At 65.5% G+C, this 12290-nt stretch carries 14 protein-coding genes; 8 read left to right on the forward strand and 6 right to left on the reverse strand.

What is annotated here, in order from left to right:
* Positions 1-33 precede the first annotated feature (33 nt).
* Both ctlX and AC1DCF_RS04560 read right to left on the reverse strand, forming a co-directional pair.
* Positions 34-1005 carry a citrulline utilization hydrolase CtlX gene (gene ctlX / locus AC1DCF_RS04555; protein WP_477210011.1) on the reverse strand — a complete coding sequence of 324 codons (972 nt, stop codon included), beginning with the start codon at positions 1003-1005 and terminating at the stop codon, positions 34-36.
* Between the two features lie 6 nt (positions 1006-1011).
* Positions 1012-2052, reverse strand: coding sequence for an ornithine cyclodeaminase (locus AC1DCF_RS04560; protein WP_477210012.1), 1041 nt, complete (start codon positions 2050-2052; stop codon positions 1012-1014).
* Between the two features lie 122 nt (positions 2053-2174).
* Here AC1DCF_RS04560 and AC1DCF_RS04565 point away from each other — a divergent pair, with 122 nt between their 5' ends.
* Positions 2175-2606, forward strand: coding sequence for an Lrp/AsnC family transcriptional regulator (locus tag AC1DCF_RS04565; protein WP_441790617.1), 432 nt, complete (start codon positions 2175-2177; stop codon positions 2604-2606).
* Positions 2607-2614: 8 nt separating this feature from the next.
* Here AC1DCF_RS04565 and AC1DCF_RS04570 read toward each other — a convergent pair whose 3' ends face one another.
* Complete coding sequence (locus AC1DCF_RS04570; protein WP_477210013.1) at positions 2615-3484, reverse strand: alpha/beta hydrolase; 870 nt, start codon at positions 3482-3484, stop codon at positions 2615-2617.
* Positions 3485-3625: 141 nt separating this feature from the next.
* Between AC1DCF_RS04570 and lepB the strand changes: the two genes are divergently transcribed.
* The 6 genes from lepB to AC1DCF_RS04600 all read left to right on the forward strand — a co-directional run bounded on the left by lepB (position 3626) and on the right by AC1DCF_RS04600 (position 8494).
* Complete coding sequence (gene lepB / locus AC1DCF_RS04575; protein WP_477210014.1) at positions 3626-4375, forward strand: signal peptidase I; 750 nt, start codon at positions 3626-3628, stop codon at positions 4373-4375.
* Positions 4376-4486: 111 nt separating this feature from the next.
* A complete protein-coding gene (locus tag AC1DCF_RS04580) occupies positions 4487-5308 on the forward strand; it encodes a class I SAM-dependent methyltransferase (protein WP_477210015.1) in 822 nt (273 codons plus the stop codon).
* Positions 5305-6093 (forward strand): SDR family NAD(P)-dependent oxidoreductase, encoded by a 789-nt coding sequence (locus tag AC1DCF_RS04585; RefSeq protein ID WP_477210016.1) that lies wholly within the window; start codon positions 5305-5307, stop codon positions 6091-6093. Before AC1DCF_RS04580 ends, AC1DCF_RS04585 begins: the two co-directional genes overlap by 4 nt.
* A gap of 85 nt (positions 6094-6178) precedes the next feature.
* Positions 6179-7459 (forward strand): sensor histidine kinase, encoded by a 1281-nt coding sequence (locus tag AC1DCF_RS04590; protein ID WP_477210017.1) that lies wholly within the window; start codon positions 6179-6181, stop codon positions 7457-7459.
* Positions 7460-7461: 2 nt separating this feature from the next.
* Positions 7462-8163, forward strand: coding sequence for a response regulator (locus tag AC1DCF_RS04595; protein WP_477210538.1), 702 nt, complete (start codon positions 7462-7464; stop codon positions 8161-8163).
* A 100-nt stretch (positions 8164-8263) separates the two neighbouring features.
* Positions 8264-8494: a PLDc N-terminal domain-containing protein gene (locus AC1DCF_RS04600; RefSeq protein ID WP_477210018.1), complete on the forward strand. Its 231-nt coding sequence runs from the start codon at positions 8264-8266 to the stop codon at positions 8492-8494.
* A 29-nt stretch (positions 8495-8523) separates the two neighbouring features.
* Here AC1DCF_RS04600 and AC1DCF_RS04605 read toward each other — a convergent pair whose 3' ends face one another.
* Positions 8524-9123 (reverse strand): NAD(P)-dependent oxidoreductase, encoded by a 600-nt coding sequence (locus AC1DCF_RS04605; RefSeq protein WP_477210019.1) that lies wholly within the window; start codon positions 9121-9123, stop codon positions 8524-8526.
* A 95-nt stretch (positions 9124-9218) separates the two neighbouring features.
* Between AC1DCF_RS04605 and AC1DCF_RS04610 the strand changes: the two genes are divergently transcribed.
* On the forward strand, positions 9219-9596 hold the full coding sequence (locus AC1DCF_RS04610) for a winged helix-turn-helix transcriptional regulator (RefSeq protein WP_477210020.1): 378 nt from the start codon (positions 9219-9221) through the stop codon (positions 9594-9596).
* 21 nt (positions 9597-9617) lie between these two features.
* Here AC1DCF_RS04610 and AC1DCF_RS04615 read toward each other — a convergent pair whose 3' ends face one another.
* Positions 9618-11261, reverse strand: a complete 1644-nt coding sequence (locus AC1DCF_RS04615) for a SulP family inorganic anion transporter (RefSeq protein ID WP_477210021.1) — start codon at positions 11259-11261, stop codon at positions 9618-9620.
* On the reverse strand, positions 11258-12223 hold the full coding sequence (locus tag AC1DCF_RS04620; protein ID WP_477210022.1) for an HAD family hydrolase: 966 nt from the start codon (positions 12221-12223) through the stop codon (positions 11258-11260). The genes AC1DCF_RS04615 and AC1DCF_RS04620 overlap by 4 nt, the downstream gene beginning before the upstream one ends.
* Positions 12224-12290: the final 67 nt, after the last annotated feature.

Consider the following 12290-nt stretch of genomic DNA (forward strand, 5'->3'; position numbering starts at 1 on the left):
GGTTTGGGTCGGCGAGTCGCAGAAAGTCCTCCTTTATGGAGCGGCCTGCACTCGAACCGCGGCGGCAGCGAGCGAGATTGCAGCCTGCGGACGCGGGTCGAGATGGATGCCGACCAGCATGCACCGCACGGAGCCCCCGGCCAGTTCGATGGTCGGGATCTCGAGCGGCAGCAGGGCGCAGCATTTCTCCAGCGCGGCGATCTGCTGCACGGAAAGGCTGTCGTACGCCCGACGGGACAATGCGAGCACCGGGCCGTCGCTCCCCTCCAACTCGATCGCGTTGCCCGCGAAATTGCGGATCTGCTCCGGCGTGAGCTCGATCAGGGTGCGTCCGCGGGCCGTCAACCGTTCGGCCACCTCCCGCTGCCGCGCCGGGGAGACGATGCGGTCCAGGCCGATCAGGGCGAACTTCGTACCCACGCACATCAGCACGTTGGTGTGATAAATCTTCGTGCCATGCTCATCCACCGCGTCGAACGCCATCGGTTCATAGCCGAAGTTCGTGCAGAACCGCTCCAGCGCCACCGGGTCGGCCCGATTCGACCGGCAGGCATACGCGACCCGGCTCTCGTGATCGAGAACCATCGCCCCGGTTCCCTCTAAGAACACGTCGTCGTACTCGAGACCCGAGTAATCGATGACGTCTTGCACCCGGTAGTGACTCTTCAAGAAATCGACGATGTCACCCCGGCGTTCGCGCCGCCGATTCGACGCGAACATCGGAAAAATCGCCACGTGACCACCGGAATGCGTCGACAGCCAGTTGTTCGGAAACACGCTGTCGGGCCGATCGGTCGACTCATCCTCGAACAGATGCACGGTCACGCCGGCCTGCTCGAGTGCGGAAGCGACGGCGCTCACCTCGGCATACGCGGCGAGCGCCAGCCGAGCGGGCTCCTGCCCATGCTCCAAGTCTTGGTAGGCGTTGTCGGCCGCCGTCAGCGGGTTCGGTTCGAAATGATGCGGCCGAATCAGAACGACAGCCGACGGCGCCTGCACTGACACCGGGAGTTAGCTCACGGGCGACAGCGCGCCGACGAGACCGAAGAGATTCTTCGGGTCGTCGGGGTTCGCCACCAGGTCGATGTCTTCGTAGTAGTCGGTCGCGTCGACGGCATCCCGGGCGTAACGCAGCGCCGAGAAGTCTTCGATGGCGAATCCGACCGAGTCGAATACGGTGATCTGTTCGGCTCCGGCAGCTCCGGCCACACGCCCGGAGGCGCGCCCGGTGAGCACTTCCCACAGCTCGGTGACCGCGAAGTCGGCCGGCATCTGCTGAATCTCGCCCTCGATCCGGGTCTGCTCCGGAAATTCGACGAAGACATCGGCGATGTCGAGAATCGACGCCTCGAGCTCAGTCTTTCCGGGGCAGTCGCCGCCGATCGCGTTGATGTGCACGCCCGGCACGACGAGGTCGCGGGTCAGCACGGTCGCCAACGCTTTGTCTGCGGTGCAGGTGGTGATCACGTCGGCGCCGGCTACGGCATCCGCTGCGCTGTCGGCAATGTGCACGGTGAAACCGAGCGGCACGACGTTGCGCACGAACTTCTCCATTGCCGCCGGGTCGGTGTCCCAGATGCGAATGTTCGAGATGCCGAGGGCGGTGCGGAAGGCGAGGGCCTGGAACTCGGCCTGGCTGCCGGCGCCGATCATGGCCATGGTGGTCGAGTCGGCGCGGGCGAGCACCTTCGCGGCCATGGCGGATGTCGCTGCCGTGCGGAGCGCGGTCAACACCGTCATCTCGGAGAGGAAGGTGGGGTAGCCGTTGTGCACATCGGACAGCACGCCGAAGGCGGTGACAGTCTGGAAACCGCGGGCCGGGTTGTTGGGGTGCCCGTTGACGTACTTGAAGCCGTAGGTCTCGTAGTCGCTGGTCGGCATCAGTTCGATCACGCCGAAGGGGGTGTGGCTCGCGATGCGGGGGGTGCGGTCGAAGCTCTCCCAGCGACGAAAGTCGCTCTCGATGTAGTCGATCAGGCCGGCGATGATGGTCTCGGGGCCTGTGTCGGCCACCCAGCGAACCATATTTCGAACATCAACGAAACGCGTCATGTGTTACTCCTTCTTGGACCCTTCAACGCTAGATCTAGGCGATATGTATCAGCCATTGGCAGAATGCATAGAACCACAGCCACAATTGCACAGACTGCTACCACTAGATGTACATTGTGCGTATGGCTGTGTTGGATGATCTCGACCGTCGGCTTATCGCCGCCCTCCGCGAAGATGGCCGAGCGCCGGTGGCGACGCTGGCGCGCACCCTCGGTGTCGCTCGGGCCACGGTGAACAGCCGGCTCGAACGCCTGGTCAGCTCTGGCACGGTCATCGGCTTCACCGTGCGGGTGCGCGACGAACTCGATCCGCTCGCGATCCAGGCGATGACCTTGATCGAGGTGCAGGGGCGCACGACCGACCAGGTCATCCGGGCCTTGCGCGGGTTTCAGGAGATCCGGGCGTTGCACACCACCAACGGCGGCTGGGACCTCGTCGCCGAGCTGCGCTGCGAGACGCTCGCCGAATTCGACGCGGTTCTCGGGCGCATCCGCCTGGTCGACGGCGTGATCAACAGCGAGACCAGCCTGCTGCTGAGCTCGGTGCTGCGCTAGTCACTGCCTCAGGACGCCGCGTGCTCCTGCACGAAGGCGAGGGCCTCGTCGGCCACCTCGCGCCAGCCGTTGTCGATGGTCAACGAGTGTCCCCGACCGGGGATGGTCGTCTCGACCGTGATGCCCGGATTCTTCGCTTGAATCTTGTAGCTGGCGTTGGTGATCGCCGGCGGAACGGTGTTGTCTTTCTCTCCGGCGATAATCAGCAGCGGGCCGCGGTCGGGGTTCTTCGAGTCCACCTTCGTCTCGCCGCCGAACGGGTTGAAGTTCGCCGTCGCGGCCTGGAAGAGCGGCGCCCCGGCGGCCGGCACATGGTAGGTCTCGAAGAGTTCACGTGCTTCGGTCTCGTCGAGGTTGTTTGCCCAGCCGTATTTGAACTGTTCGAAGGTCAACGCCACACCCTTGCCGGCGTTGGTCGGATTTCCGAGCACCGGAGCCGCCGACTTCAACGCCGACAGGGGCAGCGGCAGCACACCCTTGAACGGCGCGTTATCGATCGACACGGTCGCGGCGGCGACCCCCTCGCCGGCGATCTTTTGAGCGATCAAGCCGCCGAAGGAATGCCCGATCACCACGGGCCGCTTCGACAGCATCGCGATGGCGGCCAGGTAGTGGTCGGTGACCTGTTGCACCATTTTGTGGGCGAATGTCTCGGGGTGTTCCCGCGCCTCTGCAACCGTCGCCGGGTCATCCGGCCAGCCCGGCGCAAGGGTCGCAAAGCCGTTGTCTTCGAAGAGATCCCGCCACTTCTGCCAGCTGCTGGAGAGCAGCCACAGGCCGTGCACGAAAACAACGGGAACGAGCCCCGACGCATTAGCCTTCTCGATCTCGGCGAGTTCCCACTCGGCCAGTGTCGCGGTGGTTTCCGTGTCGCTCATCGTGATCCTCAGTTCTCTCGGGTGACGCCAACTGGTCGGAGAGTATGCCGAACGGATGCCATTGGCTAGGCGTGCACCTCCCCCGCGACCAGTTCCGGCGAAATCGGTGCTCTCCTGTCCGCCAACTCGTAGGATCAGGCCATGACGTTCGACGAGACGTCGCCTCCGACCGTCAGGCCGGGCCGACCGGGCTCCAGCTCCAGCACGTTGAAGTTCGTGCGCGATCTCCTCGTGATCGTGATCGTGGCAATTCTCGTTTCCGCGCTCGTGAAGGCATTTCTGGTTCGGGCGTTTTTCATCCCATCGGAATCGATGGAGGGAACCCTGCGAGTCCAGGACCGCATCCTCGTCAACGAGCTCGTGCCCGCCGTGATCCCGATCGAGCACGGCGACGTTGTCGTTTTTCGGGATCCAGGCGGATGGTTGGACGCCCCGCCGCCCGCTGCCACCGGGTTGACCGGGATGCTCGACGGCGCGCTGGCCTTTGTCGGACTGAGCGCATCCGACAGCGAGAACCACCTCATCAAACGCGTCATTGGGCTTCCGGGTGACACTGTCGTCTGCTGCACGGCATCCGGGCAGTTGAGCGTCAACGGCATCTCCCTCGACGAACCGTACATCCAGGTGCCGAGCGAGAACTCCCTGTCGGCGAAGGCAGCTTTCAGCGTGACGGTCCCCGCCGGGAGTCTCTGGGTGATGGGGGACAACCGATTCAACTCGGCGGACTCGGCCTACCACTACCTGAGGACTGACGACCCGGCCACCGGCTTCGTTGCCCGCGACGATGTCGTCGGGCGCGCCTTTGTCGTCAGCTGGCCCACGCAGCACTGGGCCTGGCTCGACAACTTTCCGGCCACCTTCGCCGGAACGCCACCGTCTGACGCGCGCTGAATCAGTCGCGCGCGGAATCAGACCAGATTCCGCGCCGCGCTGGCCCTGAGCCTGCTCGATTGATAGCCTGCAAGGCTCGACAATCGGGCAGATCAGGATGTCGAACACGCCATGAGCGATTACCTCACCGTCAACAAGGCCAACTGGGACAACCGCGCCCTTCTGCATGCCGCATCTGCCGACTACGCGGTGTCAACTTTCGAGTCAGACCCGGCGCATCTCTCCGGTGTGGTGCGGTTCGACCTGCCGCTCCTCGGCGACATCCGGGGCCTGCGCGGCGTGCACCTGCAATGCCATATCGGCACCGACACGGTGTCACTCGCGCGGCTCGGTGCCCAGATGACGGGCCTCGATTTCTCACCGACGGCGTTGACCGAGGCGCGCCGGCTCGCCGATCGCACCGGCGACGACGTCGACTTCGTCGAGGCCGACGTCTATCGCGCGCTCGACGTGCTCCCCGCGAGTTCCTTCGACCTGGTCTACACCGGTGTCGGAGCATTGTGCTGGCTGCCGAGCATCGATCGGTGGGCCGCGGCGGTGGCTGGTCTCTTGAAACCGGGCGGGCGTTTGTTCATCCGCGAGGGACATCCGGTGCTCTGGTCGATTGGTGAAGAGTTCAGTGACAGCCTGCGCATCGTCTACCCGTACTTCGAGCAGGAGGAACCCCTCGTCTGGGACGATGATGACACCTACGTCGAAACGGATCAGCGCCTCACCGCGACGACGACCAACGAGTGGAATCACGGAATGGGAGAGATCGTGACGGCCCTTCTGCGCCACGGGATGGAGATCACCGGGTTGGTGGAGCACCAGAGCGTGCCGTGGGAGGCGCTGCCGGGTCAGATGACCTCCGATGGCACTGGCGAATGGCGTCTCGACCGCGAGCAGGGGCGGATGCCGCTCAGCTACACCCTGCAGGCGGTGAAGCGATGACGGCGAGCCCGATCGCCGCCGCAACTTCTGCCACGATCTCTGCCACGGGCACCACGCCGCCGCGCAAACTCACTGTCGTCACCGGTGGCAGCCGGGGAATTGGTGCCGCAATCTGCCGCCGGCTGGCCGCCGACGGGCACGACCTGGTGGTCGGATACCGGCACGACGCGGCCGCTGCCGACAGCGTGGCCGACGATATCCGGGCCGCAGGTGGCCGGGCGCTGACCGTGGCGGTTGACACGACGGATGAGGAGTCGGTCATCGCTCTGTTCGAGCGGGCCGCCGAGCTTGGTGTCGTCACCGGCCTGGTGAACAACGCCGGCGTGGTGAGCGTCGTCGGCACGCTGGCCGACAACGACCTGGCGGCGATCCGACGGGATCTCGACGTGGACTTGTTTGGCGTGCTCGCGTGCGCGAAATATGCGATCCGGGCCATGACGCCCACGGGCGGCGGGGCCATCGTCAACCTCTCCTCTGCCGCGGCGACGCTCGGATCCCCCGGATCCTACGTTCACTATGCGGCCGCCAAGGCAGGGGTCGACGCGCTCACTGTCGGCCTGGCGAAGGAGGTGGCTACCCTCGGCATCCGAGTGAATGCGGTGGCACCTGGCACCATCTGGACCGATTTTCACCTCGACCCTGAGCGGCCGGCCCAGGTCGCCAAAACGGTGCCGCTCGGCCGGGCCGGGCAGCCGGAGGAGATCGCGGGCGCGGTGGCCTGGCTGCTCTCCGACGACGCCGGCTATGCGACCGGAACCGTGATTCGAGTTGCCGGCGGCCTCTAGTCGCGTCGATCCCCCTCGTCATCAGTTCGGAGGATTTTCGGCGCACCGGCCCACGCCGACCGCGCTCAGCCCATATCGTGGGGCCATGTCCTCCACCCCGACCGCAGCGCGAGCCCTGCTCGAACCCGCGATCGCGGTCGTCTACCTCACGCTGTGGACGGTCGCCGAACTCGGTCGCATCTCGGACCCGCTTGGCCTCTCGATGATGATCGTCATTGCGATCGCCATCGCCCTCGGTCGCATTCGACCGCTCGCCTCCCTGTGCATCATCGGTCTACTGCTTCTCCTGCAACTCGCCACAGTGATGCAACCGCCGGAGTCCACGACCTGGCCGGCCTATTTCGGCATCATGATCGTGATCTTCCTCGTCGCCCGGCACGGCAGCGGCCGACTCCCCTGGGTGGCGCTGGCGCTGGGGATTCCGATTGCCGCGATCATCGCCTTCCTGATGGTGATCCCGAGCTGGGTGAGCCCGTCGGGCTGGACCTCCTGGACCGGCCAAGGACGGGACACGAGCGGGGTCGATGAAGCCTTTGTCGTCGCTGCGCTCGTCGCCTTCGGGCTGTATGCCGGGGCCTGGGCAGCCGGCGTCGCGTTGCGGGTATACATCGTGCAGCAACGCAGCAACGCACTGCTCAACCAGACCTCGGCAGAGCTCGGCCGGGCCGAAAACGAGCTGACGCTTGTAAAGGAACGCGACAGAATTGCGCGCGAAGTGCACGATGTCCTCGCGCACTCACTGTCGGTGGTGATCGCCCAGGCCGACGGCGCCCGCTTCATCAGCGCAGCGAAGCCAGACGCCACTCGGGCCGCCCTTGAGGCGATTTCAGATGCTGCTCGGTCGTCTCTGATCGACGTGCGCACGTTCATCGAGGGGTTGCGTGAAGAATCCGGCGATGAGCCTCAGCCCACGCTGTCCGACCTCGAGGCTCTGATCGCGCGGGTCGAGGCTGCCGGACTGGATGTTGAGGTTCAGAATTTCGGGCCGGCCAAGTCGATGACGCCCGCGCAGCAACTCGCGCTGTTCCGCATCGTGCAGGAGTGCCTGACCAACGCCCTCCGGCATGCGGGCCGGGCCGCACCGACCCGCATCTCATTCGATTGGCGCGGGCCCGGCCTCGCGCTGACCGTCAGTTCTCGCTGCGACTCCGAGCGGCGCCCCGTCGACAATCTCCCCGGGGTCCCGGCGCCGACAGGCACGGGCCATGGCATCCGCGGGATGAAGGATCGGGCTCGTCTGGCCGGCGGCTGGTTGACGGCCGGCGCATCCGACGGCCCAGACGCCGAATTCCTAGTCACCGTCTTCTTGCCGACCGGCGCGGACGCGATTGAACCACGCAGCCCCCTGGCGGAGTTGACCGCGTGAGCATCGCGGCACCTCGAATCCGCGTGGTGATCGTCGATGATCAGCCGTTGTTCGTCTCCGGCATGCAGATGCTGCTCGAGTCGCAGGCCGATCTCGAGGTGGTCGGCACGGCTGCCGACGGCCAGAGTGGAGTGGAGGTTGTCGAGCGCACCGTCCCCGACATCGTGCTGATGGACATCCGAATGCCGGTGCTCGACGGCATCGAGGCGACCGCGCGCATCGTCGCGGCGAATGAACGTCGGCCGGCCGGAGAGACAGCGGCCTCAGAGCCTCTTCCGCGCGTGATCATCCTGACCACCTTCCAGCGCGATGAGGCCGTCTACCGGGCCATCCGCACCGGAGCGAGCGGGTTCATCACGAAGGATGCCACCCCCGAGTTCATTCTCGCCGCGATCCGAACCGTGAACTCGGGCACCGCGGTGCTGGCCCCGAAAGCCACATTCGACCTGGTGCGCGAGTTCGGGGCCACGCCGAACAGCTCGGGCCGACCGCTCGAGCTCGCCCTCGACGTGCTCACCCCCCGCGAACGGGAGATCTTCTTGCTGACCGCGCGCGGGCTGAGCAATGCCGAGACGGCCACGGCGGCGTTCGTCAGCGAGACCACGGTGAAAACGCATGTTCGCGCCATCCTGAGCAAGCTGTCGTTGCAGAGCCGGGTACAGATCGTCATCTATGCCTATGAGAACGGGTTGCTGCGGTACTGACCGGCGCTGCGCCTGCGCGCCTCGGCACACGCGATCGCCTCGCGCATGATTGACGCCGAACACACGCGCCCCTAACCTGAAGTACCCCAGGAGGCCCTCGATGGATGTCGCAGCAGTGTTCGTTTTTCTTCTCACGACGGTCGTCTCCGCCGCCTATCTCGGTGCAATCGTCTATGCCTTGATGCAGATCGTGCGCGCGAGCGACCTGATCGATGTCGAAAAAGTCGTCTGGGTGATCGCGGTGATCGTCGCCCCCTTCATCGGGGCACTCGTCTGGTATTTCTTGGGCCCGCACCCGTTCGGGCTGCGCCTCAGCCGCGACGTGCGCTGAGTCGCAACCCCGCTCGTGCGTGCCGCCCGCTAGTTCGCGACGGTGAACCGGCGCTTCGGGTGGCGCGGGGTCTCGAGCTCGTCGAGCACGGCGACGGCGTAGTCCTGTGTCGATACGGCGTCACCGGCCGGAGAGTCAACGCCGAGCACGTACGAGCCGGTGCGCTCACCCGGTGCAATCACCGGGGCCGGCGACAGCATCGTCCAGTCCAAGTCAGTCGACGACCGGTAGTCGTCGAGGATGGCGCCCATGGTGGTGGCCTCTGCCTTGTACGCGGTGGGGAATCCCGGCAGATCCTTCAGCTGAACTCCGTCAATTTCGGTGGCGCCGGCGCCGCCGACGATGAAGACACGGGCAGGAACGCCCGAGGCAGCGATGGCGCGGTGCGCCTCGAGGAACGGTTCGTGCGACTGACCCGTGCGGTCGGGGGCTACGGCGAGCACGATGACGTCGTGACCGGCGAGATCTGTGAACGAGGCCAAGTCGGAGAGCTCTGCGGCCCGAGCTGTCGCTCCGGCCACGTCTGCTCCGCTGCGCGTGACGGCGGTGACGTCATGGCCACGGCGCAGTGCCTCAGCGGTGATTTCAGTTCCGACCATGCCGGATGCTCCATAGACTGCGATCTTCATTGCGGGCCCTTTCTCCCTGAACCAGCCGACATATGCGGCAATTCCAGAAGAGTATCTGCTTGATACTTAGTACCTCAAAGTAATACTGTTACCTTATGGATACTATTGAGCGCCCCTTCGACGTGCTCACCGCCGACTGCCCGTCTCGCGTCGTGCTGCAACGCATCGGCGATAAGTGGACGAATCTCGTCTTTCAGGCGCTCAAGAACGGTCCTCAGCGTTTCTCCGCCATCCGCACCACCGTTCAGGGAATCACCCCCAAGGTGCTGACACAGACGCTGCGCACCCTGGAACGAGACGGACTCCTCACGCGGCGCATCTACGCCGAAGTGCCACCGCGGGTCGAATATGCCCTCACCCCGCTCGCGCGAACTCTGCTTGAACCGCTCGAAGCCATCAAAACCTGGGCGGAGAGCAACGCCGCCACGATTCTCGATGCCAGGGACAGGTACGACGAACTCAACGGGCTCTAGTCCGGGGTTCGCCGACCACCATCAGGCCGCCAGAGCCTCCTCGAGGCTCGCATGCGCCCGATGGGTCGCCCGCACGCCCTGCCACCAGGCAGTCTTCCGGGCGCGCTCGAGCGAGTCGGCCGGCAGCGCGACGAAATGAAGCTCCACCCCGAGCCCGGCCATCTCGTGGTCGAGGTCGGTGAACGAGTCGATGACCATGACGGTCAGGATGCGCAGCACCGACACATCGAGGATCACCTTCGCCGGTCGGCCCGCCGCTTCGATATCGTCTTGAATCAGTCGAATGGTCGAGAGCACATTCGCCGTGTACAGCGGCGAGACGAGTTGCAGCACGAGCACCGACGGCTCCGAGACGATGACATCCACTCGGGGTCGATTGAGCTCGTGCAGCACCATCACCAGGGTGAACACCACGCCGGCGGCGACCGCGGGGAGCAAGCCAACGGTCAGGCCGATGGCCGCAGTGACGGTGGCGATCCAGAATTCGACCGGACTGAGTCGACGCAGTCGAATCAGCCCCTTCACATCGATCAGTCCGACCACCGCGACGAAAACGATCGAGGCCAGTGTCGCCTGCGGCAAGAGCCTGAGCACCGGTCCGAGAAAGAGCGCAACGGCGAGGGCAAGCACGACGGTGACCAGCGTCGCCAGCTGCGACCGGGCTCCGGCCTTCTGATTCACCGCGCTCTGCGAGAATCCGCCCGCCGCCGGCATGCTCTGCATCAACGCGCCCACGAGGTTGGCGGCGCCGGTCGCCAGAAGCTCCCGGTTGCTGTCGACCTGCGGGTCACCCGCTTGGCGGATGCCCCGCGCGACAGACGCGGACTCCAGGAAGGCCATCACCGCGATGGCCAGCGCCCCCGGAAGCATGGCGCCGGCATCCTGGAATGTCGGAAACACCGGTGTCGGCAACCCGCTCGGCACCGGCGGAATCAGTCCGACGCCGAAGCTGACGATGCCGGTGAACGCGGCGAGCAGGATTCCGGCGACGACGACGATCAAGGGGCCCGGCAGTCGAGGCGCAAAGCGTGAGATGAGCAGCAGGGCGAGGATGGACGAGGCACTCAGCAGAATCGTGGCGAGGTTCGCTTCGGGAATCGCCTCGATCGTCGCGACGACCGACCTGATGAAGCCATGCCCGCTGAAGTTCGTCTCGACGCCGAGGAGTTTCGGGAGCTGGCCGACCGCGACGGTCGCGCCGACCCCGATCTTGACTCCGGTCAGTGTCGCCTCGGAGATGTTTTCGACGAGGGAGCCGAGCTTCAACACGCGCGCGGCGAGCAGGATGACACCGACGATGACGGTCAGGGTGACCAGGTCGTTCAAGGCATCCTGCGACCCGGCCGCCACCCCGACCGTCACCAAGGTCGTCGCAGTGAGTGTGGCAATGGTCGACGTCGTCGATACGCTCATTGCCGCCGATCCGCCGATCAGTGCGTAGACCAGCATCGGCACCATGCAGGTGTAGAGACCGACCTGCACCGGAAGGCTCGCGATCGTGGAGTACGCCATTGCCTGCGGAATCACGACGGCGCCCGCGCTCAGCCCGGCGAGCGCATCGTTCCCGATCCAGGCGGGTTTGTAGCCGGCCAGGGTGGGCAGAAGCCACCGTCGCCGCCCCCTGACGCTGGGCGGTTTCGCGGTTTCCGCGGTCGGCTGCGTCATGAAGAGCCGTCCGACGAGGTCGTCCCGGCCGTTGCGTGCGCCTCGACGAAGACCGTCGACCAGTCGTTCTTGACGCTCACCACGACGAAGCCGTCAGCGGATGCCGCGGCGAGCGCGGTCTCCGCCCCGGCGTCGTAGGGTGCGTCGCCTCTCCCGGTGTCGTCGTCGTGGTGCACCAGCAGGCTCAACGAGTGGGCGCTGCCCTGGGTGTATCGCAACATCGGAATGTCACCGTTCGAATTTCCGACCGCGAGAATCGGTCGGCGCCCGATGCGGCTCCAGATGCGGACCGGCTTCTCCGGGCCGTCGTCCATGAACGCAAAAGTGGCCTGATAGCGAATCTCTGCGGTGTTCTCGTCGTAGTTGAGCCCGAGCGCCGAACCGACCACGCGCTCCGGAGGAATCCCGTAGTAGTCGGCGCTGATCGGCCTCATGAAATCGCGGTCACCCCCCGACACGATGTAGCAGCTGAAACCATTCATCTCCAGGTACTCCAGCAACTCGCGCATCGGCTGATAGACCGCGTGCCGGTAGGAGCCGCCCCGAGTGAGATGCTCCGCTGTGCGGTAGAACTCGGCAACGGATCCCGCATAGTCGTCGACGCTCAGATTCGCCGACGAGCGCAAGATGGCCCCGATCATCAGCTTCACGTCGGTGTCATCGCCGGCGTAATGCTTGTTCAGGGCGGCCCCGAGCCAGGCGAAGTCACCCGTCACCGCAGACAGGTACGGCTGTTGAGTCGCAAGGGTTGGGTCGGCTGCGGCGGCGGCGACCCACTGCTTGACGATGTAGTGCAGCTGGGTGGGCATCGGCTTTTCGGTCCACAGCGTTCCGTCGTTGTCGAACACCGCCACCCGTTCCGGCAGGGCGACCGCGTCGGGGCCGTCGCCGGTGACTCGCTCGACGAAATCGATGATCTGCTGCCGGGTGCGGCCGTCCCGCCACGAGTCGAGCTGATTCATCCCACTGTCCTTTCGTCTGCCGGGCGCGCAGCGCAGCGTGCGACAGCGACTCCCACCACAGCCACTT

The organism is Leifsonia sp. 10L418 (genome assembly GCF_056395445.1).

Coding starts and splice junctions, on each gene's coding strand:
- AC1DCF_RS04560 (WP_477210012.1), bottom strand. CDS start 2,052: ATGACGCGTTTCGTTGATGTTCGAAATATGGTTCGCTGGGTGGCCGAC.
- AC1DCF_RS04565 (WP_441790617.1), top strand. CDS start 2,175: ATGGCTGTGTTGGATGATCTCGACCGTCGGCTTATCGCCGCCCTCCGC.
- AC1DCF_RS04570 (WP_477210013.1), bottom strand. CDS start 3,484: ATGAGCGACACGGAAACCACCGCGACACTGGCCGAGTGGGAACTCGCC.
- lepB (WP_477210014.1), top strand. CDS start 3,626: ATGACGTTCGACGAGACGTCGCCTCCGACCGTCAGGCCGGGCCGACCG.
- AC1DCF_RS04580 (WP_477210015.1), top strand. CDS start 4,487: ATGAGCGATTACCTCACCGTCAACAAGGCCAACTGGGACAACCGCGCC.
- AC1DCF_RS04585 (WP_477210016.1), top strand. CDS start 5,305: ATGACGGCGAGCCCGATCGCCGCCGCAACTTCTGCCACGATCTCTGCC.
- AC1DCF_RS04590 (WP_477210017.1), top strand. CDS start 6,179: ATGTCCTCCACCCCGACCGCAGCGCGAGCCCTGCTCGAACCCGCGATC.
- AC1DCF_RS04600 (WP_477210018.1), top strand. CDS start 8,264: ATGGATGTCGCAGCAGTGTTCGTTTTTCTTCTCACGACGGTCGTCTCC.
- AC1DCF_RS04605 (WP_477210019.1), bottom strand. CDS start 9,123: ATGAAGATCGCAGTCTATGGAGCATCCGGCATGGTCGGAACTGAAATC.
- AC1DCF_RS04610 (WP_477210020.1), top strand. CDS start 9,219: ATGGATACTATTGAGCGCCCCTTCGACGTGCTCACCGCCGACTGCCCG.
- AC1DCF_RS04615 (WP_477210021.1), bottom strand. CDS start 11,261: ATGACGCAGCCGACCGCGGAAACCGCGAAACCGCCCAGCGTCAGGGGG.
- AC1DCF_RS04620 (WP_477210022.1), bottom strand. CDS start 12,223: ATGAATCAGCTCGACTCGTGGCGGGACGGCCGCACCCGGCAGCAGATC.